The 22,351-nt window shown below is 61.0% G+C and carries 12 protein-coding genes and 2 pseudogenes; 6 read left to right on the forward strand and 8 right to left on the reverse strand.

What is annotated here, in order from left to right; genetic code table 11:
• The first annotated feature begins 155 nt into the window (after positions 1-155).
• The 5 genes from BLU15_RS28875 (at position 156) to BLU15_RS28895 (ending at position 6,650) form a co-directional block, all read left to right on the forward strand.
• The gene (locus tag BLU15_RS28875) at positions 156-1,619 is read left to right on the forward strand and encodes a tyrosine-type recombinase/integrase (RefSeq protein ID WP_090300107.1); all 1,464 of its coding nucleotides are present in this window, start codon (positions 156-158) and stop codon (positions 1,617-1,619) included.
• Positions 1,616-3,400, forward strand: a complete 1,785-nt coding sequence (locus BLU15_RS28880) for a phage integrase SAM-like domain-containing protein (RefSeq protein WP_090300109.1) — start codon at positions 1,616-1,618, stop codon at positions 3,398-3,400. The genes BLU15_RS28875 and BLU15_RS28880 overlap by 4 nt, the downstream gene beginning before the upstream one ends.
• A complete protein-coding gene (locus BLU15_RS28885; protein ID WP_090300111.1) occupies positions 3,397-5,538 on the forward strand; it encodes a hypothetical protein in 2,142 nt (713 codons plus the stop codon). Before BLU15_RS28880 ends, BLU15_RS28885 begins: the two co-directional genes overlap by 4 nt.
• Positions 5,539-5,549: 11 nt before the next feature.
• Positions 5,550-5,894 carry a hypothetical protein gene (locus BLU15_RS28890; protein WP_090300113.1) on the forward strand — a complete coding sequence of 115 codons (345 nt, stop codon included), beginning with the start codon at positions 5,550-5,552 and terminating at the stop codon, positions 5,892-5,894.
• A 126-nt stretch (positions 5,895-6,020) separates the two neighbouring features.
• On the forward strand, positions 6,021-6,650 hold the full coding sequence (locus tag BLU15_RS28895) for a recombinase family protein (protein ID WP_090300115.1): 630 nt from the start codon (positions 6,021-6,023) through the stop codon (positions 6,648-6,650).
• Between the two features lie 125 nt (positions 6,651-6,775).
• Here the strand turns inward: BLU15_RS28895 and BLU15_RS28900 are convergent.
• The 7 genes and pseudogenes from BLU15_RS28900 to BLU15_RS28930 form a co-directional block, all read right to left on the reverse strand.
• Positions 6,776-7,342, reverse strand: a pseudogene (locus BLU15_RS28900) (ArdC family protein); the annotation flags it as partial.
• Positions 7,343-7,638: 296 nt separating this feature from the next.
• Entirely contained in the window at positions 7,639-8,223 is a 585-nt protein-coding gene (locus tag BLU15_RS28905; RefSeq protein WP_090300121.1) for a hypothetical protein, read from the reverse strand.
• Between the two features lie 613 nt (positions 8,224-8,836).
• Positions 8,837-9,373: a DUF7007 domain-containing protein gene (locus BLU15_RS39100; RefSeq protein ID WP_143034276.1), complete on the reverse strand. Its 537-nt coding sequence runs from the start codon at positions 9,371-9,373 to the stop codon at positions 8,837-8,839.
• 234 nt (positions 9,374-9,607) lie between these two features.
• A pseudogene (locus BLU15_RS28915) lies at positions 9,608-11,284 on the reverse strand (ParB/RepB/Spo0J family partition protein).
• An 846-nt stretch (positions 11,285-12,130) separates the two neighbouring features.
• Positions 12,131-17,203: a helicase-related protein gene (locus BLU15_RS28920; protein WP_090300126.1), complete on the reverse strand. Its 5,073-nt coding sequence runs from the start codon at positions 17,201-17,203 to the stop codon at positions 12,131-12,133.
• A gap of 98 nt (positions 17,204-17,301) precedes the next feature.
• Positions 17,302-17,907: a DUF1419 domain-containing protein gene (locus tag BLU15_RS28925; RefSeq protein WP_090300128.1), complete on the reverse strand. Its 606-nt coding sequence runs from the start codon at positions 17,905-17,907 to the stop codon at positions 17,302-17,304.
• Positions 17,908-18,063: 156 nt separating this feature from the next.
• Positions 18,064-18,960 carry a DUF3991 and TOPRIM domain-containing protein gene (locus BLU15_RS28930; RefSeq protein WP_090300203.1) on the reverse strand — a complete coding sequence of 299 codons (897 nt, stop codon included), beginning with the start codon at positions 18,958-18,960 and terminating at the stop codon, positions 18,064-18,066.
• 605 nt (positions 18,961-19,565) lie between these two features.
• Between BLU15_RS28930 and BLU15_RS40210 the strand changes: the two genes are divergently transcribed.
• Positions 19,566-19,724, forward strand: a complete 159-nt coding sequence (locus BLU15_RS40210; RefSeq protein ID WP_244546840.1) for a hypothetical protein — start codon at positions 19,566-19,568, stop codon at positions 19,722-19,724.
• 743 nt (positions 19,725-20,467) lie between these two features.
• Here BLU15_RS40210 and BLU15_RS28945 read toward each other — a convergent pair.
• Positions 20,468-20,734 carry a hypothetical protein gene (locus BLU15_RS28945; RefSeq protein WP_244546841.1) on the reverse strand — a complete coding sequence of 89 codons (267 nt, stop codon included), beginning with the start codon at positions 20,732-20,734 and terminating at the stop codon, positions 20,468-20,470.
• Positions 20,735-22,351 lie beyond the last annotated feature (1,617 nt).

Here is a 22,351-nt window from a genome sequence, read left to right on the forward strand (position 1 = left end):
TTATCTCGGCTCTGCGGCCGTGTCTCACAAGTGTCACGGCTTCATGATCAACATATCCGGCAATTAGAACGCGCGGCGTTGCGCGATGGGGCGATGTTTTGCCGGGGCGGGCTCGAGCCCGTCCCGGCAAAACATCGCTGCTCGAAGAGGTCCTCTTGCCCCAGCTCTTCTTCACCGACCTTTCTGCCCTGCCTCGTTCGGTGACGATCGACGGCGTTGCACACGCGTTAGAGGCAGACAAGATAGCGGCTGCAGAGAAGCTCGGGCTCGTTGAGGGTATGCCCTTCATTCTTGGCGGAGAAGGATCCTACGACCACAACCTCAATCGCTTCTTGCGATCCTGCCCGACCATGGGCGTACGCTCCCTGAACAGCCTTCGCGCATATGCGCGAGACATCGTCGTGTGGATGCGTTTTCTGGAAGAACGTCGGGGCGGCAAGTCTGTATGGGCTGCGAACCGTGACGACATCGCCGCGTTCCACCAGGCCCGGCGCCTGTCCGAGCCGCCCTTCCGCATCTCGGCCTCTTCCTGGAACCGAACGATCGCGGCTCTCGACAAGCTCTATAGATGGGCCGTCGATGAGAAGATCATCACAACGGCCCCCTTCACTTACAGGCAGCTATGGTCACGGGCACCGACCTCGGGCGCGGTCGTCTCCGTGGCGATCAACTGTGCCAAGGAGAGTGGAGGTCGCAACGGAGATGTGCAATTCCTGGATATGCCGCGCTATTTGGTTTTTCGCGACGTCGGACTGCGCGGCAGACTTCCTGACGGGCAGGAAGACCCGAGCTGGCGCGGACGCAATGGTACGCGCAATGCTCTGTTTGCGGAACTGCTGATCACGACAGGTCTGCGATTACAGGAAGCATCGAGCCTGCTGCTGAGCGAATTGCCAACGTTGGATACCGAAACAGGCTCTCCAGTCCGCTCTTTAGCCTTCCGTCTGGCTGCTGCGACGGCAAAGGGGTCGCGTGGGCGGGATATCCGCATGCCTATTCGTCTGATCAGGCAACTTCACGACTATGGTTTGATTGAGCGGGAGAATGCTCTTGGACGTCACCGGCGGCGCGGGCGCATCTGCCGGATGCCTCGATCAATCACAGTAGCCGCATATGAGCATCGCGCTTTACGCCTAGCCGACGGCGATCACACGGTCAGAGTAAGCGTCGACCAGTTGCGTCCATCGGATCGGGTACGCCTCATCGACAAGACGACCGGCTCACCCCTGGCGCTCTGGCTGACCGAGGATGGGCAGCCAGTGTCGATGGCGGCCTGGGAAGCCGTGTTCATGCGGGCCAGCGAACGATGCCGCCACCTCGGTTTCGATGACATGCATATCACTCCCCACATGCTCCGTCATAGCTTTGCCGTCCACATGTTGACGCTGCTTTTGCGCGAGCAGGTCCGGTGGGTGGTCAGCGAACGATCGGCACAGCTCGGCTCCGCCTATCGACGGATGATCGGCGATCCGCTGCTCAAGCTTCAAAGGCTGATGGGGCACAGCCGTATCGAAAGCACTTACATCTATCTCGACCATCTTGCCGACAGTCAGGAGATCGTCGATGCGGCCGTAAGCAACTTCGGGCTAGACGCGGGATCCGAGGAGTTCGCGCCATGAGACGGGGGAGGCTGGCCAAATTTCCGCCGCAGTCAGATAGCTCCGACGCGGATACCGCCGCGACCACTACGACTGTCGATCCGCGCCGCTTCGCCGTGCGTGTTGATACGGGCAACGAGTTTATCGTGGATTTAACCGACTTGACTCCCTCATCCTTCGTCGTGGAGATCGCGCCGCTGCTCCGGGAACGAATCCGTCAGATGGGACCAACCCCAATTTGGCGCTCAGTACGCAATAGCGTGAAGATGCTGCGGCGGTTTTGGTCGTTTCTCGATGCTCAGCGCCACACAATACGTGCACTGGGTGACGTAACCGTCGAGCTGATTGACGGTTACGAAGATTGGCTGGAGCAAAATGCAGGGAACCGATCGTCCCAGCGGCAACTTCTGGCGACACTGATCAGTGTATTGCGGATCGCCGTCAACGATCGTCCTGGCGTGCTCACACCCGACGTCGTATCGCGTTTGCGCTATCTGGGGCGTGGTCACGGCAGCGGCGGGCGCCCTCGTGACGCTTACAGCAGTGGGATTGCCGAAGCATTGCGAACCGCTGCGCGGACACAAGTGGCAAACGCCCGTGAGCGCATCGTACTCGGCGACGACCTTCCGGCGCCTCCACTCGGACTTAGCGCCGGTACGCGGCTGCGCGTTCTTTATGATGCCGTCCTCGTTGAGATCGCAAGATCCAGCTGGATCGAGGCAGAACATCCCGCCTTCAAACGCTTCGCAAATCTCGCCCGATATCACAAGATTGATTGCAAGATCGAGTTGCCGCACAGAGGATTCCACTTAACGGTAAGCGACTTCGCCGCGTTCCTGGTGCTGCTGTCGCTGGAGACCGGTATGGAGATGGAGTGCCTGAACCGTCTGAAGGCCGATTGCTTGCGCAATCCTACCCGAGGGTATGTCGAGATCGAGTATTACAAGCCTCGGGCGCGGGGCTCGGAATGGAAACACGTGCGGGTGCGGGACGGATCGATCGCCACGCCAGGCGGACTAATGCGGCTCGCGATCTCATTGACCGAACGGGCACGCCGGCACACTGGTTCAGATCGATTGTGGGTCCTTTGGACCGTCAACGGCCTGCGATCGCTGAGCGACGATGGCACGCAGGGAGTCGATGCTTTTGTCGAACGCTACAAACTTACAGATGATGAGGGCAGGCCGCTGCGCTTGCAGCTCTCCCGGCTTCGAAAGACCTTTAAAGCCGAATGGTATCGTCGCACCAATGGGCAACTCGAGCAGTTCGCCGTCGGCCATTCGATCCCTGTCGCAGCCAGGCATTATGCCGACATACCTGCCCTGCGCCATGTCCATGAACAGACGTTAGCTGACGCGTTTCACGACGCTCTCGACGCTGCGCTCAGACCACGCCTCGTCACCAGCGAGCAGGAGAACCCTGCCGTCGAGCCGCAGGACCAGGCTCCCGCAAAAGATGACCAAGACGTGTGGATGGCGCGATGCGGTAACTTTTACGATAGCCCGTTCGCAAAAGCCGGCGATCCCTGCCCCACGCCATTCTGGGGGTGCTTGGAATGCGAGAACGCCGTCATTAGCGAGCGCAAGCTCCCGGCGCTCCTCGCATTCCAATCGTTCATGGCCGATCAGCGTGCTGCCCTCAATGCCGAAGAGTGGTCAGTCAAGTTCGCGCGCGCTTGGCATCGCATCACTCATCAGATCATTCCTGCCTTTGCTCCACAGGTATTGGAAGCGGCCCGAAGGACGACTGATGCAAGAGATCCGATGCTCCTCTATCTGCCGGTAGAGGCGATAGCACGATGACAGCGGCAAATCTCGGCCACATCCCGCGCACCTCCAGCATCCGCAGCGACACTGACATTGTTCTTAAGTCGATGAAGCTGAAGGATGGGACGAATCGGGAAGCACTTTCTCGTTTTGGCGACGACGTCTGGGATCTCGATCCGGCAATCTTTCAGGACATGGCACGGCATGCCTTCCGCACGCTTGACTTCAGCACCATCACCTGTCCGCGGGAGAAGCTCACCGCCAAGGAATACATTTACGCCTGGCTTAACGAGCGATTGCCAGACGCCGCGCGTCGGCTACGGCCCATGAGTGCACGGGCGGCGCTCGGCACGCTACGTCAGCTTATGACCTTCGTTCGGGAACGAGAGGGACGATTCGATGCAGCTCTCATCGATCAGGATCTTCTCAATGCTTATCTCGTGTTTCAGAAGAACCGCTCGGTTTCGCCGTACCGGATCGCTGAGTGCTTGAGGCCGGCTTTGCAGTTGCATCGGCTGGCCCGCTTCCTGACGCATGGCGGCTTAAGTCTTGTGCCCTGGAACGGCGCACCACCCTACAGAGTGGCAGGCTGTAGCGGGCATACGTATGAGAATGTGACACCGCGCATACCCGACGCGGTGATCGCCGAACTGCTGCGATGGTCGCTTCGCTATGTCGAGTTGTTTTCCATCGACATCTTTGCAGCACGCGAGGAATTGGATGAACTGGAAGCGGGCTATTCGGCCCGCCCGCGCGGAGCTCCTGCGGGCAGCGTCGTCGCACGCGTGACGTCCTACATCGACATCCGCCGCCGTGCTGGCCGTGGCATCCCTGTGTGGAATGACCCCGCCGACATTGCAGGCCTGCGAGATGCTCTCATTCGAGGCAAATGGCTCAAGGGGGAAGTACTGAACATTCGGCTCATTTCGTTGCAGAGCTGTGTGCGTCCGAGCAACCTCATCCAGAATAAGGCGGCTTTTGCCCTTCTGCTCGAAGCCGTGCAGGAGCTCGGCGTCGAGCACGGTGGCATGGACACGCCGATCACCATCGATCCGACGAGCGGGCGTCCATGGCGGTCTCGCTTCGATGATTTCTCCCTGGCACACGAAGAGCGCCAGCTCCAGACCGCCGCTTACATCCTGTGCGCTTATCTGACCGGCATGCGCGATAGTGAAGTCCAGGCAATGCAATCCGGCTCCCTGCAGCGCAAACGCAGCGCCGATGGTATGATTGAGCGGCTGACTATACGCAGTACCGTCTACAAAGGGCGTGAAGAGCGCGGGAGCGTCGAGGAGTGGGTGACGATCGCGCCAGTTGTACGCGCCATTGAAGTGGCTGAGCGCCTCGTGGCAAGACATCGGCCACAGCGCAGGCAGGGCTGCATCTGGGTCGCTCTTCATCGTAAAGTTGCCCGAGATGGCGGCGTGCCGCACGTGGTGCAACGTATCAATGGGTTCCGCCAGAACTTGGACCGGCGTTTCGGAACCGCGGATGAACCGGCGATCCCGCTCGTGGATGGGCGATGCTGGATCTTCAACACGCGGCAGTTCCGCCGCACTGTGGCCTGGTATATCGCCAACCGCCCCTTCGGAGTGGTCGCCGGCAAGATCCAGTACAAGCATGCCTCCGTGGCAATTTTCGACGGCTATGCCGGCTCATCGACCTCCGGCTTCCGTCAGGAAGTGGAACAGGAACACTATCTGGGCCAGCTCGATGACATCGTAGAGCACTATGAAGCGGCACGACGCGGAGAACGCTTGACCGGCCCGGGCGCATCGCGCGTCATACACGAGATCGAACGGGTGACGAAGGAGATTGGCTCCTTGCCCGGCGTCATTGCGGATGGCAAACGCATGAAGGCAATGCTTGCTCACCTCGCACGCACGCTGCATGTCGGCTACCTGAACGATTGCTTCTTCGAGCCGGCAACCGCACTCTGCCTCACCCGGTCAGGGACCTCAACAAGCCAGCCTATCCTGTCGAACTGCGCTCCCGATCGCTGCCCGAACTCCTGCATTGCACGCCGCCATTTGCCAGCGTGGCAAGCAGCAATCGCGCATGCCGAAGCCATGCTGCAAGAAAGGCGCTTGTCGAACCTGCAGCGCAGCGCCATCCGGCAAGACCGAGATCGAATGCGCAAGCTGATCGCTCCCCTCCGGGAGGAACCGCCCTGAAGCCGGTCAGCATGTCGACCGACCGCGCGCTACGTGCCGCATTGACCCGGCTTGTCTGCGGCAATGCAACCCGGACCAATGGACGTTTGACGGTTACCAATCTGGCGCGCGAGGCCAATGTCAGCCGGGCAACTGCAAACCGCGCTCCGGCAATCGTGGCGGAGCTCAGAGCGATTTTGGCCGAGACCGCGTCCCCGCCTCTCAAACAGCACCAGCAGATCGATGCGACGCGCGATCAGCGCGACGCAGCGAATGTGGTGGCCCAGCACCTTCAGGTCCGCGCCCTGTTGCAACGCGACAGCGCCAATAGGAATGGTAAACTGCTGTCGGTAGTGGGCAAATTGGATGACGGCTAGCGCTGCCGTCGCTCCGGAACAGTCATCGGCGGCATGTCTTGTCCCCAATAAATTATAGTCTGTTCTGGACAACGCTCGCTCCATCCCTATCAAGGCCCTCCGATCCTAAAATCCCGGAAGGTTCAATTGGGACAACGTGCCGCCATCTATTGTCGGGTTTCGACCGCCGACCAGTCGTGTGAGCGGCAGCAGCGCGACCTGATATCGTTCGCTGCTCGCGCCCATTACGACGTCGTGGCGGTTTTCAAAGAGACGGGTTCAGGCGTGAAGCTTGATCGGGTTGAGCGCAAAAAGATCATGGCGCTCGCCCAGGCCAGACGAATCGACGCCATCCTTGTCACGGAGCTTTCACGATGGGGCCGTTCGACCATCGATCTTCTTAACACGCTACGCGCGCTGGCAAATTGGAAAGTGTCGGTCATCGCCACAAACGGTGTGACCTTCGACTTGTCCTCGCCGTATGGTCGGATGCTAACGACTTTTCTAGCCGGCATTGCCGAATTTGAACGTGACTTGATCAGCGAGCGGGTCAAGTCCGGCCTCGCCGCAGCAAAGGCACGGGGCAAAAAACTTGGCCGTCAGACTGGGCAACGACCCAAATCCGACCGGCTTGCACCCAAAGTTCTCGCGCTTGTCGCCGAAGGCCGCAGCTATCGCTGGATCGCCCGTGATCTTGGCATCAGTAAGAACACGGTCGGTGATATCGTTAAGCGCACCAAATCCGTTGAGAACCTGCCAAGGATCGCGACCCGTTAAGGCAAGACCAAGGCGCCGTCGTCAGCAACAAGCGTACTCACCGAAATCACGCCGCGCCGGCTATTTCGGGTGGCCATGCGAGCGCCTAAACAGTTAGGTGAGACAGATTGGCCGTTCAGATAATGGATGTAGTCCGATCCCGGCACATAGAAGGCTCTGTCGCCACCATGACGGATGACGGCCCCGGTTGCTGCGAAGAAGTCATCCGCGTGACCAATTCTGTCTACGGGTCGCACGCTACTGCCCTCATTCGGAACCGAGTATGTTTCGGGTAAGCCATCGATCTGCTCGACATTGAACACCGTGTAGGCCTTGAGAAAGGGAATGTCGCGTTCGACTTCCTGCCCCTCGCCGTCGGTCTCCGTTTTGCTGATGCGGTTGGCATAAACCACCATCGAGCCCGTCTCGCCCTTGCGGACGCAAGCGCCAAGTTCCAATGCCTGGCGAAACGTCATCCATGTCGATAAAGAAAAGCCGCGTGCCATGCTCTCCGACCAAAGCAGCAGCACGTTGATGCCCGAATACGGCTCGCCGTTATGACGCAAGGGCCGCGAAACACGGCCACTCAGATGCTTCGTGCTCCATGGCTGCACCCACGGCCGCACACCCTCGTCGAGCGCGGCAATGATCTTGTCGGTAATGCGTGCATAAATGTCTGCACGTTCGCCGGCATTCTTGTCTGACTTTTTCATGGCCTTGTCCCTCAACCCCGCGAACCGCGCCCTTCGCGGTTCGTCACGGCGGTCAAGGAAGCGGAGGCCGGAGACGGTGCACCCGCCGGCATCGCGGCTGATAATTCGATTATCGCAGGCGGGCCGAAACGACAGTGGAGGACGGCTTGCCGTTGCGACCGTCCATCTCCGGACGAGGCTAGACCGCAAACCGGGACGAACCGCGATAGGCAAGGCCCATCCAACGACACGGGAAAAGGCCGGTGCGCGGCGCACCGGCCTCATTTCGGATGACGAAGGGGCTTTCGCCCCTCCGGTCAGTCGAAGGCGGACATCTGTAGCGAAGCGGCCTTCTGGTCGACCGAAGGAGCGGAAGCCACAACACCTGCGCGCTCATAAGGCTTCCAAGTCTCGCCGGTGATCTCTTCATAGGCGCTGACAGCGCCTTCTGCGGCCATGCGCAGGACGTGTGCCTGCAGGCCCATGTCGGCTGCGAATTCGCGCTTGCGCTGTGCGCGGCTGTCGAAGCCGACCGGGCCTTCGAGATCCTCATCGCGATAGTCGTTGGAAAGCTTGGTGGTGAGATCGCGGGCCTCCGTAACCGAGCGGCTGTAGAACTGGCCGGCGCCGTAAGCGGAGCCGACGAAGGACCCAACGAGGCGCTGCATGTGGATCTGCATGGCCTTTTCGGCGAGACCGTCTTTCAATGCTTCGGCGCTGTCGATCAGCTGGGCACGGTGGAGTTCGCGGATACCGTCGCTGTCGACGACGGGCAGGCCGAAGCTTTCGGAGATGCGTTGGGCCTGCGCGCTGTTCGGGCAGGCGTGGCAGACCATTTCGAGGGTGGTCGCGCGCGGGGCGGCTGGGCGGGCTTTCGGGGCGGAACGGTTGAGCGATACCATGATGAATGTCCTTGTCCGTGTTGGTTGAGCGATGCCCGAGGCTGCCGTTTGTCCGGCGCTGTCCGTCGGGTGCGGTCGATACGAGCCGGCGAAGCGGCCTGGCCAAAGGTCAGGACGATGCGTGGGGAGAAAGGTGGGGTTGCGGACAGTGCGGGCCGCGTCCGCGGTCTGCAGTGGACGCGGCCACGCCTTGCGAAGCAAGCGTCGAGCCTGCCGCTTCGCGGCGCGGAACGCGGCCTTTGACCAGGACGCCGTCCGGTTCAGACCGCAGCAAACCCGAGAGGCTGGGCCGGATGAACCGCTCGACGTCCGCATTCTCGTCCAACGCGGCGGGAAATCATCGTCGTCTCGCCGTTCCTGCCCAAGAAGCTCACCTCTAAGCGCGCCGATCGTGAAGGCAACCCTGCGGCGGCTTCAGTGCCGCACTTCGTGTTCGCAAAGCGCGTGCGGTGTTCGACAGCTGTGGTCTGCACCTCCACCATCCTACGCTTGCCAACGGCCTGACGAGGAGTCGGCGGCCTGCGCCATGCAACCCGTGCATCGGCAATGGTCCTCCGTGCCTTTTCGGCAGACCCGACCATGATCGACGCTCACCGGCCAAACTGATGTCCAGTTAGCGGGTGTTCAGCCTACCTACGAGTGGCGGCTTCGGGGGCGCCTCACTGCTCGGAGCCGATGAAGCTCGATGGTTCGGATATCGGTCGTCTCGCGCCTCGTCGATGACGAAGACGAAATCGCCGATGCTGTAGAACTCCTCCGCCGCCAGGTAGCGCCGCTGCTCGCCATCGTGCCGGCGGCCAGGCCTTGCCGCGCAATTCACGGGACCCGGGCACTGGGTGGAGAAGATTTCAGAGGCGAACACCCAGCGTTTGGCGTTTTCCTGTTCGAACCGTCGGCGATCCTTCGCGCGCGACTGGCCGGCCCCCAGCGTCTTCGGGTGCATCACTTCCCAGCGTAGGGATAGCCGGAGCGTTTCGTCGGCATGGCGTTTTTCGAAGTCTGTGAAGAGATCGGGAAACGAGACCGCAACGGCGGCACAGGCGCAATCCGCGTAGCAGCGTTGTGTGCGGCGAGATGGGAATGTCTGCTTGCGCTCCGTCGTCAGGGCGGAACCGCCATGGCTTGCAGTTGCTATGGACGACGATGCCATTGTCACGGCCGGCGGCATGTTGCGAAAGCCCCCATGGGGTCGAGACCCTTGTGGCACTACTACGACTACCGAGGAACGCCAGCTGCCGCTGGTGATGTGCCCACTCCTCGACCGTTCGCCTGAATTGGCATCATCAACCGGATCCCTTTCTATTGTGGTCAAAGTCGGCGCTGGTCCAATCAAGGAAACGCCGCCGGATGATGCCGACGGCGCGAATGACACATGCGGTGAAGCCTATTCGGCTGCTTCCTGGAATTCCGTCTCTTTATCGAGCGCATCCGGCTCGGATTCAGGACGGCGAGACGTCTCGTTCTCCTCGGCCTCGGGCTCGGACGAGCTGGTCATGTATCTGACAGCCCACCTGGCGACCTCGCCGGGCGCTGGCGCGATCAGGACCTCGGGATGGACGAAGCGTCCTTCCGAAAAATGCTCGACGAGAGCGGCGCGTGTATCCTTGGCCCTGATGCGGCCGGCGACACCCGATGCCTCCGCGGCGGCTTCAAGCGCCGAACGCGACAAGCAGGAGAGGAACTGCTCTGTGGCAGTGTTGGAAAGGAACTGATCGGCGCCGATCACCTCGCCGGCGATGCGGGCGGTGATGCCGCTGTCGGACCGGTTGCGGCGGCACGACATGACATCGATCAAAACCGATCGTGCCACCTGCTGCAGCGTGTCGCGATCGAAGGCAAGCTTGCCTTCACCATCGATCAGCCGGGCGGCATGTTTGCTGCAATCGGCATGCCCGTAGGGATTGTCCGACGAACCGGTCGCGACCGTCACGTTGATACCGGCAAATGCGAGAATGAGGAGAGCGATTAGCGTATCGTCCTCGATCGGGGCGCGAGCGAGCCCCTCATGGAGAGCTGCCGTCCTGAAATCACCGATCATGTCGAGACCCCTCTGTGTGACGTCCGGCCGCGGCTTGGTCGCGACTGTTTTAGAATCCGCCTCCGAAGCCTCTCCAGTTGCCGGCGCCGTCTTGGCCTCCGACAGTCGATAGGCGACCGACTGGACCGAACCGTCACGCGGGTTGATGTACCAGCCGGTATTGTCGCCCTTTCCGGGCTTCGAATAGATCTGGCTCGCCTTCGCCGGCAGCTTCGGCTGGCCCCAGTCGTTGACCTCGATGATGGCACCACGCTTCGGCAGGTTGCTCGAGAGCTATTCCTGCTGGGCGCCGAGGAATGCCTCCACATCGGTGGTGTAGCGGCTATCCTCGTCAGCCGGCGCGAAGAGATCCTCCTGCCAGACGATGCCGTAGGCTTGGGCCAAGTCGTCGCCGAAGCTCGCGTCCTTTGCAAGCATGCGGGTCTTGGTGAGCGCCCTGGCGATCTCCCACCAGGATGCAGGCTCTTGCTTCTTCGCCTTGTATTTCTTCCAGACCTCGGCCTGCTCGTCGTGGCCAGCCGCCGCGATGGTGCGAAGCTGCTGCTCAGTCGGCATATCACCGCGCGCCATATGTTCGAGCATCGCGGGAAAGACATTGGCGAGCAGACGCAGGCGCCGGATGTGGCGAACCGAGAGAGCCAGGGCGGCAGCGACCGACTCCTCCGTCCAGCCGAGCGCCACCAGGCGCTCGATGGCGCGCCATTGGTCGACCGGGTTTAGCGGCTCGCGGGCGATGTTTTCGACCGCCGAGCGCATCGCGCCGCCATCGTCGGTGGCATCATCGACAAGAACGAAGATTTCCGGCAGGTCGGCAGCGATTGCCTGCGCGACACGGCGGTGACCGACATTGATGACGAAGCCGTTGCCACCGTCCCGTTCAGGGGCGATTACGGGCGGCTGCACGATGCCTACGGCCCTGATGGATGCAAGTAGCACGGCGTCGGCCTGCGGCGATGACTTGGAGCGGCGCGTCTTGTCGGGGTTTTCGTTCAGAGCGCGCGGGTCGATTGAGATCAGATACATGGGCGTGTCCTTTGGGAGTTTGGGAACGGCGCGGTTCGCCGTACATCCTCGTCTTCACCTCGAAGACATCTCCTCGACCGCAGGCCGAGGATCCGGCCGCAATTGCGACGCAGCGCAGCCGGTTTGCGGGCAAGCGAGGCGCATCGCCTTGCGCGGACCGTAGGCCTGCTGCCGCGACCGTCGCGATTGAGTGCCAGCGTCAGCCGGAGCCTTGGCCTGCGAAAGACTTCTCTCTCTCTCTCTCTCTCTCTCTCTCTGCAATCTTTCCCGAGGTTAAAACCCAGCCCCGCCGATAGTGCGGCAATCTAAGGCAGAAACGGAGTCCGCGGGACGCGCCGATTAAAGCTTTAGAACCTTGATAGTTGAAGGGCTCGGCCCATGCCAACATGAAGTAGTTGCGTATCGAGGCAGCGGACGGGGTATGATGCCTTGCCTACGCTTTTGCGATGGAACGACGCGCCATACTTCTGGTCGCCAGCGACAAGTCGGGCGTCAGTCATGAGATTGTACAATGCCGAAAGCGACGATCGTCCGGGCAAGGGACGGACCGGCTGGTGAGCCCAATGGAGAGAGAACAGATACACCGAGCCATTGGAGAGAAGCATAACGCGGCCACCACGAGCCGACCGGTCAATCCGCTTGACGCGGCGGAGGTCTTGTCCAAGACGGCAAAGAAGCTCGGGCTGCCGTCGAACGGCGATCGCTGCCGAACGTCAAGGAGCCGTCTTCCTGAAAATCGACAGCGACGTGCCCACCCATTTTCAGGCGGGAGGGTTTAGGCTGGCAGGAGCGCGTCAACGACGCGCTGCGTGCCGGCGTGAAGGACGATCGTTGAACCGACTGCAGTCACGCGGCCTCTCCTTCGCCTTCCTCGATATCCTGCGTGGCGGCGAGATCGCGCTCGATGTCATCGAGTTCATCGCGCTTCAGAGCAAGCTCGGCGCCAAAGGCGAAGGCCTCTCCGAGGCGCGGCCGGTAGGACGCTAACCGCCGCTCGGCATCGCTCAATCTGTTTCGGAAACTGAAGCACTCCGACTCCATGTTCGAAAGAGAATGCTCAAGGCGCGCCACGGCGCCACCCGGCGTGATGGTCACAGGCAGGTCTATGTCGTAGTCGGCGCCCGTTCGCTTCAGCATCGTTGAATACTGGTAGCCGTCACGGCCAGAGCGCTCACCGCGATATTCCAGCGCAAAGCCGCCGATCGCCGCTATGGGAAAATCGCCTTCCTGCTGCAACTGGACCAGCGTCAGGATCTCCTTCATCAGCGCCCGGCCGGCGAGCTTCCTTTCATCATATCGGACCTTGCCGACGGCCATTTCGAAGCCGGCAGTTGGACCATGGCGCTCGATGTCTCTGCCGATCTCGGCAATCCTGCGCGTTGATAGCTCGATATCACGGTCCGCATCGCGGATCCGCCGGCGGACGGCATGCTGATCGTCGATGTGGGCGGCTTCGAGCCGCTCAAGCCTGGCGATCTCGGATTCGAGCCCGGCTTTCTGCATTAGGCGGGGATCGCCCGACGCGATCGCCTTCGCCATGGCGAACTGGTTCGCCTGCCCCTCCCCCATATCCTCCAGCCGGCGTATCGAGGTATCGCCAGAGAGGGCCGCCGCAATGAAGCGGGCCTTTCGCTCGTTGTTCTGCCACATCGTGGCATCGAGACTGCCAAGCGTTGCATAGGCGAAGATATCGACCTCGTCATGCTGGTTGCCCTGGCGCACGATCCGGCCCTCGCGCTGCTCGATTTGCGACGGCAGCCAGGGAACGTCGAGATGATGCAGCGCCTTCAGCCGCGGCTGCACATTCACACCCGTGCCCATGGTCTCGGAGGATCCGATCAGCACCCGCACCTTGCCGGCGTTGAAATCGTTGAAGAGCCGCTGCTTCGCCTCCGACTTCTTGAAGTCCTGCATGATGGCGATCTCGGAGGCCGGCACGCCCAATCGGATCAGCTCGTCGCGGATCCACCGATAAGCCGAAAAACCGCGCGACGCCTCCGCGGAGATGGTGCCGAGATCGGAGAAGATCAGTTGCCCGGCCCCGGATCGCTCGAACGGCTTGCCGTCCTTGCGGCGATAGTCGGCCTTACTCGTCTCCCGCCAGATGCGATGGGTATTGGCGACCAGCGCGTTGAGCTTGTTCTCCATTTCATTGCCGATCTCGGCGGCGACGAGACGCAGGTCAATCGCTGCGTGCCGGCCGTCGGTGATGACGGAGAGCAGAATGTCATCGCCGGGTTTCGTCGGCCCATTGCGCAGCTCGATCGCCTTGACGCGGGCATCGAGCGTTTTCTGGTAGACCTTGAAAGCCGGGGTAGCCTCCGCTGTCACGATTTGACGGCGGCCGCCGGAAACTGAGGGTACTTTGACGTATTGCCTGAGATCTGCCGGCAAAACGACATCGGCAAAGGTGCGGAACATGGCGATCAATTCGGGGACGTTGACGAATTGCGAGAACCGCGTCACGGGCTTGTATTTACCTGACGGCTGCAGCTCGAGCTCGGTCGAGGTGTCGCCGAATGTCGAAGCCCAAGCATCGAATTCGTGCAGACCACGCTCGGACAGGGCCGCCGCATCCATCAACCGCTGGACGGTGAACATTTCGCCGAGCGTATTGGTGATCGGCGTGCCGGACGCGAGCACAAGGGCACGGCCGGGATTTTTCATGGCGACGAACCGCGACTTCACATAAAGGTCCCAGGCGCGCTGCGAGCCGTTCGGATCGACCCCGCGCAGCGTCGACATGTTGGTGGCGAACGAGAGCTTGCGGAACTCCTGTGCCTCGTCGACGATGATCTGGTCTATGCCGATCTCCGAGATGGTCAGCAGGTCGTCCTTGCGGGTGGCGAGCGCTTCCAGCCGCTCCTTGTGACCTTCCTTCATGCGCTCGACGCGTTTGCGCGACAGCCGGTCCTCGCGATCGACCTTGATGAGCAGATCTTCGTAGAGCTCCAGCTCGTCCTGGATCATTTGCGCCTCGAATGCCGATGGCACGGAGATGAAGCGAAAGGCAGAATGGGTAATTATGATTGCGGCCCAGTTGGCAGTCGCCGCCCGCGATAGGAAACGGTGGCGCTTCTCCTTCACGAAGTTCGTTTCGTCGGCAACGAGGATGCGGGAATTCGGGTAGAGAGCGAGAAACTCCCGGGCGGACTGCGCCAGGCAATGGCCGGGAACGACGAGCATCGCCTTGTTGATCAGCCCGAGCCGGCGCTGCTCCATGATCGCCGCCGCCATGGTCAGCGTCTTACCGGCGCCAACGGCGTGCGCAAGGTAAGTCGCACCTGCCGCGATGATCCGCCAGATCCCGCGTTTCTGGTGTCCATAAAGAGAAAAGGCACCAGAGGCGCCGGGAAGCTGAAGATGGGAGCCATCGAAGGCGCGTGGCGCGATGTTGTTGAAGGTGTCGTTATATATGCGCGTTAACCGGTCGGTGCGGTCGGGATCCGACCAGATCCACGATTGGAAGGCCGTCTTGATCTTGCCAAGCTTCTCCTTCGCAGCTTCTGTCTCGATGGTATTGAGCACCCGGCGCTCTCTCTCGCCGTCGCGGATCGTGTCGAAGATCTGAGGCACCGATGAGTTCAACGCGTCGGAGAGAAGTTGGCCGGCATGGCGGCGATGGGTGCCCCATACGGTGGTGCCGGCGGCGGACCATTCCAACTGGCGGGCATGAACCGTCCAGGTGGCCAGTGCGGGCATGTGATGGACAGTGATCTCGACCTCCATCGTCTCTTTCACGAAGGCAACCACATCGGCGGCCGGGATCCATGGCGCGCCGAGGCGGGCGGTGATATCGGAGGGACGCAGGTCGGTCGGCTGCACACGCATCAGCGCCGACACGTTGCGCGCAAAGGCAGGATCGAGCTCCGCGGCGGCCGTTGCGATCGCAAGCTTCGAGCGCACCGCGCCGGAGAGATAGGCGTCTGCCGTGAGCCAGGCACCATTTGCTGGATCCTGAAAGATCGCCTCGCCGAGCTCGGAGATGACGTCAGCCACGTCACGATGCAGAAGTTCGGCGATATGGTCGGGATCGACATGGCCGCGCGCATTGAGGACGACGGCAAGCGCGTCAGCGGCCGAAGTGATTACCGCCGCCGGAGGCGGTGCGATCACCCGCTCGGTAAAGATCGGACCCGGTTTTGCGGTGTTAGTCTCAAGATCGTAGTCCTCTATCGAGGCGACCAGCCAGCAATCCGGATCGTCGAGGAAGGGCAATAGATTCGGGCGCCGATGCGTCTCGCGCACCTCACCGGTCTCGGGATCTTCCGTGCTCGAGACCGTAGTGAAGTTGATCGGCCCGAAATCACGCACGAAGCTCGACCAGGCGATGCGAAGACTGACCTGCGCGCGGGCATAGGGCTGGTCCCGCTCCTGCAACTTGAGGATCTCGCGCACGGCGTCGCGGATCGGGATGAGCTTGCGGATGATGCGCGCCTGCCTGGCAAAGACGCCGTCCGTTCCCCTGCTCTTCTTCACCTCGACGGAAACCGGTTCACCATCGACGATCTGCATCAGAGCCGTCGCCTTGCCGATAAAATAGCTGCCTTCGCGCACGCCGCGATCGTCTGGGCGTTCGGCCGTCACCTCGCCAGCGTCACCCCCTTGGCCAAGATCGACGGCCTCCGGCTCGCCGTCATAAACCCCTTTTGGAAGCATCTCGATCGCCGTTTCGAGAGCCGCTTCCAGATCGCCCTCGCGCGCCAGGCAGGTGTAGGCTTCGCCGAACGGGCCCGATACGATTGCGTGGCGTCCCAGCACCATGTCAGGGTGGTCGGCGAACCAGCGGTTGACGAGGATCGGTCCCATCCCTTCCTGTGTTTCCTGCACGTCGGAAAGCTGAAGCCAGCTCTCGTCGCCGGCCGGCGCATCGGCGCGACGCTTGTGCAAGAAAAGGATGTCGACGACAACGTCGGTTCCGGCATCCTGACGGAAGGCGTTTTGGGGCAACCTGATGGCGCCGACCAGATCGGCCATGCCAGCAATATGCTCGCGCGCCCGGATATCCGCCTTGTCCATCGTGCCAGCTGACGTCACGAACGCGGCAAGCCCACCCGGTTTCAGCGCAGCGATCGCCTTGACTATGAAATAGTCGTGGAGCCGGAGCCCCTCGCCTCGATCGAGGTGATCGGAGCGGACGATGCGATCGGAAAAGGGCGGATTGCCGATCGCCAGATCGAACGTCGCCGGCAGCGATACGCGAGTGAAATCCTCGTTAATAATGTGGGCGCCCGGCTGAAGCAGACCGGCGATCCGGGCAGTGACAGGATCGAGCTCAACACCGGTAACGCGGCTTCGACCACCGATCGTCTCAGGCATCAGCGACGGAAACAGGCCGGTCCCAATGCCGGGTTCGAGGATGCGCCCGCCCTTGAAGCCCAGGCGGAGCAGACCGGCCCAGATGGCGCGAATGATAAACTCCGGCGTGTAATGGGCATACTGCGTGCAGCGGGCAAGCGAGGCGTAATCGGCGCCGGAGACGGCCGCCTCGAGGTCACGGCCGAGCGTCTCCCAACCCTTGGCGAAGGTTCCTTCACCTGGACGGCGAAAGACGCCGTTGGCAAGATCGGAGGCGCCGAAGCCGGCAAAGCGGATAAGCTGAGCCTGCTCCTCAGGAGAGGCAGAGCGCTTCTGACCTATAATCTCGGTCGAAAGCCGGATCGCAGCTATGTTTCCGGCTGCCCTGTCCTTCCAGCCTTTCGCCAAGCCGCGGTTGCCGAAGAGCCTGAAGTTTCCGGCCCGCGGATCCTCATCGGAGACTCCTTTTTGGACCGTCTGCTGTGGCACCGGCGCATTATCGACGGGTCGCCCCCCTTCGCCGCGTGGCGCCAGGGTGTCGGAACTGAAGGAAAGATCGAAACCGGCCAGTCGGCCAGCATTGGAAAACAAGTCAAAAGTGAAGATGTCGTCATGTGCCATCGGGCATTTCCTCTTGGTGATAGGGCGTACTGCGCCAAGCGGTGTCGCTCGCTTGGCGAGTGCTATGGCGTCAGAAGGGTTCGAATCGTCGGCGCTGATCAGGCGGCGACGGATTCGCCAAGGTGGCGGAACTGCACCGGAAGCTTGGCCGCGATCTCTTCGTCGGTGAGATCATCGATGAGCTTCCAGATTTTCCCCTGCACCGCAGGAAAGACCATGAGGATGCGCCGACCGGCAAAGTCCGCCGCAAAACACTGATCGGCAAAAGCACGGAAATCCGGCCCGGTGATGCTCCAGATGTGTTCAAGTTTTTCGGCACGGCTCATGGACCGCACCGAACGTGATTCCCGGTCGATGATCGCCGCGCGGATGCGGTTGATCGAGCAGGCTGCGGCCAGATCGCCATAGGCATGAAACCAACGGAATCGGCCGTCGATCTTCAGGGTGAAGAAAACGCTAGTGATGCTTTGCGCCAGAAACTCACGCATCGCGAAGTGATCGCCGCGCATGAAGAGCGGCGGCAGGATCTCGAACATACGGTCATGATCTTCTTCGGTGACCTCGAACCACTCACCGGCATAACGGCGTCCGCTCAGCCGTTCCTCGTCGAACGGCGACTGGTTGTGGCGGCTCAGCAGCGCGTAGAATTCGTGGCGGCAGGCGACACCTTCGAAGATCTTGCGGGGTTGGGAATGGCAGGACATGGTCTTCTCCTCGGGTTTTGGCCGAAGCACCTTGTCTCCAGACCTTTTGATCACCCTTCACGCCCCAGGCCGCCTGGGCTTTTTCCGGGTCAAGGGCCGCGCACGCGGGCGAAGCCTTGCCCTTGAAGCGGCAAACCCCATGCGGCAAACCTTCCTTCATCCCCCATTTCTTTCCTTGAGATCCTCGTTCCAGTCACCGCGCAGCGGACGAAGTCGCTGGAAGCCGCAGTCCTGTCGAATAGCAATCTGGCGCAGCATGTCGGCATAGGCTTCGCCCTGGCTGTTGCGGTCCGTCGCCGCGACGAGAAGACCGACGCCTCCAGCGAGCTTTCGGACCACCTCTTCAGTTGCCGGGGACCAGCCGCCGGCGGTGCTCGTATAGAGCGTGTCTCGGCGCTCGCCCTCGATCGCTGCGAGACTAAGGGCATCGATCGCCGCTTCTGTCACGCAGAGCCGCCTCGATGACCGCTTGCCGAAACGAAAGAGGATCTTGTTACCGCTGGAGGAAAATCCTCGCCATTCCGGTCCGCGCTCCTCCCAGCCGCAGATTTGCCCTGCGTCGTTCTCATGCGCGAACCAGGCGCTGCCGAAGGGACCTTGCCGGATCAGCCGTGCTCGGATGGCCTGCCCAAGAATAGCCCGGGGAATGGCGCGCGCGTCGGCGAGATAGCGATATGCTGGCGTTCCTGTTCGTAGAAGCGATTTGGCCGACCAGCGTTCGGGGATCGCGCCATGGTTCGTGCGAGGGCTCAGCGCTGTCCATATCGGCAGGCAGGATGGCTGCACACCGACATGCGCACCGACAGCTTTCACCTTCGCCGGAAAGTCGGCGGGCTTCAGCCAACCGACCAGGGCAAAGACATCGCCTTTCCTGTCCGAAAGAGGATCAAACCAGCCCCTCCCCGCGTGAGTGACAATTATGATGTCGCTGCCGCTCCGATATTTAACGGCCCGGCGGGTGCTTCCCTTCAGATCGATCTGAAATCCCGCCTGCTCCAGGACAACCACGCAGGATACCTTTTCGCGCAGCATCTCGATGTCGTGTCTTTCCATGTCCATAGTTCCTTTCCGCTCTTTAACCCTTGGGCTATCTCCCGAAAGCCGCGAAGACCGGCGGCTGCAAGGGCGCGCAATAGCGGATCGGCGACGACGGGATTGAGCGCGGCGAAGCCTCCCTTGTGGACGACTGGGCGCAAGCGGCACGGATCGCACAACCGGGAAGGGCTCCCGCCTTGCCGACAGCCGGGCCCGAAGGGCGACGCAAACATGTAGACGTGGGAATGACAATTGGGGCCAGAAGGGCCCGATAACCCGATTTAGAGCAGAATGCGGCAGGAGCTGAATAGAAGTAAGGCCTTCACCTTCAATGCCAAGCCGAAGATCGTGCGCGGACCCACCCGCATCCTCAAAGGAACCCAAGGTGTGGCCCATGGCAACCCGGTCGCGATCTCAGGAAAACTCCTGGCAAGCGCGGATCCAGATCCGACGCTATTCAGCATGGCACAATCGATCCAAAGGCGCTGGCGACCTCGACAAGCCCCTAGCTCGTCTTTGTCGCCGAAAGGACGAACTGCTCAAGGTGCTGGAACAGCCAGGCACCCCGCCCCACATCAATGCCTCGGAGATCTGCGCAGATTCGTCAGATCTCGGGCGGCACAATGAGCCGCGATGGTAGCGTCGCTCGCGACACCATGCTCGGGCTGATGAAGACTTGCAGGAAGCTCGCACTGCCCTTCTGGCAGTATCTCGGTGATCGCATCGGTCTCGAAGGCCAGGCCATTCCGCCGTTGGCCACCCATGTCGCAGCCAAAGCCTAGGCGCCCCTCCCCTTCCTACTACCGACCGGACATTGCCCCACTACAGCCGACGCCGGCGTCTTGTATTTCTTCACGCTATGGTATGATCACGCTTCGTTACGCGCTTCGCCCGTGAAAGCGGCATCGCCACCCAATTTGCCTCGGTTACAAAGCCGCATGACAATAGAAGCCAATTTACTAGGTATTAACCAACTGAATTAACGCCGCAAATCTCGCAAACAGAAGCTAAATAGCAATAACTTTCCGTCACCGCGATACTCCCTTCCGCATCCTATGACGGGCTATCGCTTCTTTTTAGAAGAACCCAGACCGCAAGTGCCTTGCGATACGGTCGTGACGCGGACTCTATGTCATTGATTGCCTGCTCGTAGTTGTCGATCAAAACGAGCATTTCGGCACAGACGTAATGCGCAATGAGATCGCAGTCGGAGCGATGACGCTCTTCCTGCAAAGTAACTGCGGTCTCGGCAAAGGATACGATAACATCAGGCAACCGCGGCTTGCCGCAGCCCTGCTGGAGTTTTTCGCAACTCCGTGTTCGAGCGTACGATAGACCTGCGCGCAAGCGGGATCACTTCGCGTATCGTGGGTTCCAACAAGTAGACCAGCGCAGTCATGGACGAGCGCGTGAAACAGGACTTAATAGACCGTGCTCGCGCCCCGTTTCAGGTCGCACTGGCGTGGCCGCTTTGGGCTGGCCTTAGCGAGCCGCCGTGCCGTGCCATCAGCTCGTGAGCGACGGCTTAGCTGGCGATCCTCTGCTGTTCGTCGAAATGGCGCCTGAAATGCGGGAACCTCGCCTCACCGATCGCACTTAGCGCATTGCGGACCTCCGTCGAGAGTCCGTAGGTAGTTTTCGAACTGATCGGCTTGTCCGAGAAAACCCATTTCACGTCGACGAGCAGGATTGGATCGCCGTCGGTGTCGCGTTCAGCGCCGACCACCGAAAAGCCTGCCGGCGCGAGACGGTCGCAAACCTTTTCAACGGCGCTTTTCGCTGCGTTCGACACGCCCTGTTCATCGCTTATAGAAGCCGCTTCCACCAGACCTCGCCATATCCAAAGCTGCGATGCCGGTACCCAAGACGGCGCGTTGCTCTCCCCGCTCCTCCTTCCATCCATAAAATGAGAATATGAAGTGTCCCGAACGTCTTGAGATTCGCTCGTGAAATATGCATTTCTGCGATGGGCTGCGCGGGCGTTGACGATCTGGACTTTCGCAAGACCAAAGAGAAAGAAACATAGATCGGCATAAACGATGCCAAACCTTGGACGGCAAGCCGGGACCTAGTTTGGCCAAGGAGTCGACATCCAGAAGGCTAAGGCCGAGCGCTTCTGAAGCCCGATACCGCAGCGGACACGCTCCAAGGGGCGATAGCGGCCTTTGTGCATTCGAAACCCTACTCTTTGCGAACGCCCGGCCGAATTCGTTCTACCACCATATGGATAGCAAGCCGTTGAACCCGCAGACCAACGAAGGCGGGCAGACTACGCAGGGTCGTTTTCCGGTGTTGAAGCAAAAAAAGCGGCCAATGGTAGGGTAGTTCATATCGTCTCCCTCCTCCCCTCTCCGCCCGTCTCGGCAATGAAGAAGAGCAAGAAGCTCCGTGCGGCCCGTCCTGACCGTGGCGAGTACCAGCGTTCCTCGTCAACCGCTTCGCAATTTGCGCCCAACGCCGCCCACTCCTCGTTCCACGGAGACAGGCAGCACGGCCCCGCAAGCCCCCGAACGCAAGTCCCGTCACAACAGCTGATAAGAGCTGACATCCAGCGAGCAAAGTCACTCAGGCATGGCGGCTTCCACTCCGCGAGCCGCTGGGATCAATCACGGGGGGCGGCTTAAGGAGGGAGACCGGACCCAATGCAAATCAAATCCGACCAGATTGGCTCTGACGACTATCGCAAGAGTCCCACCGAGGATTTCGGACAGCACGATGCCGCGGTCGCACGACCTTTGTCGGGAGTCCACGCTCGACCTTATCGGGTCGTCGTTCGAGACCGCCAACGCGAGCTACGCACAAGCGATGGAGGGAGGAGGCTTCGCTCTGCCAAACGATCGGTGTGCCCGTCCCTGGCTATATGACCGTCGACGCATTTTGCCGCCTCATCCGGCAATGGCCTCCAGCAAACCTCGGTAACGCGCCGATTTCGACGACAAGGGCCCCGCCAACGACCGGCTCGGCCCACGCAGTGGACTAGGTTCCCAGGCGGCCAGGATTAAGCGCGTTGGCGGCCCAAAAGGAGCTGATTTGGCTCCAGACTTCCCTTCCTTCCCGCGTATTCGACAGGCTTTTGAAACGGATCCGATCACACTGACGTAGATGTTTTCTGGCTTCATGGCTAGCTCGTCAATGGTAGCTGGGTAAACGCGGCCATTTCCCGCCCGACGGCGGGCGCTGTGAGACCTCACAGCCACCCAGGAACATCGGATGCGCGCATCCTTCAACACGCTCTGAAGCTGCCGCGGCCCTTTGTTGAAGACTTCCTTCGATTTATCGATGTCCACAAAAGGCGCTATTCTCTGGCACCGGTAACCTCAGCAAGTTCGCAGAGGGGCCAGCATGCGTGGCGTACATAGCCGGGTAATTTTCGTCCTCAACAACGACGCCGAAGGCGTTGATGTGCATG

It is taken from the genome of Ensifer sp. YR511, assembly GCF_900103045.1.
Lineage (GTDB): Bacteria > Pseudomonadota > Alphaproteobacteria > Rhizobiales > Rhizobiaceae > Ensifer > Ensifer adhaerens.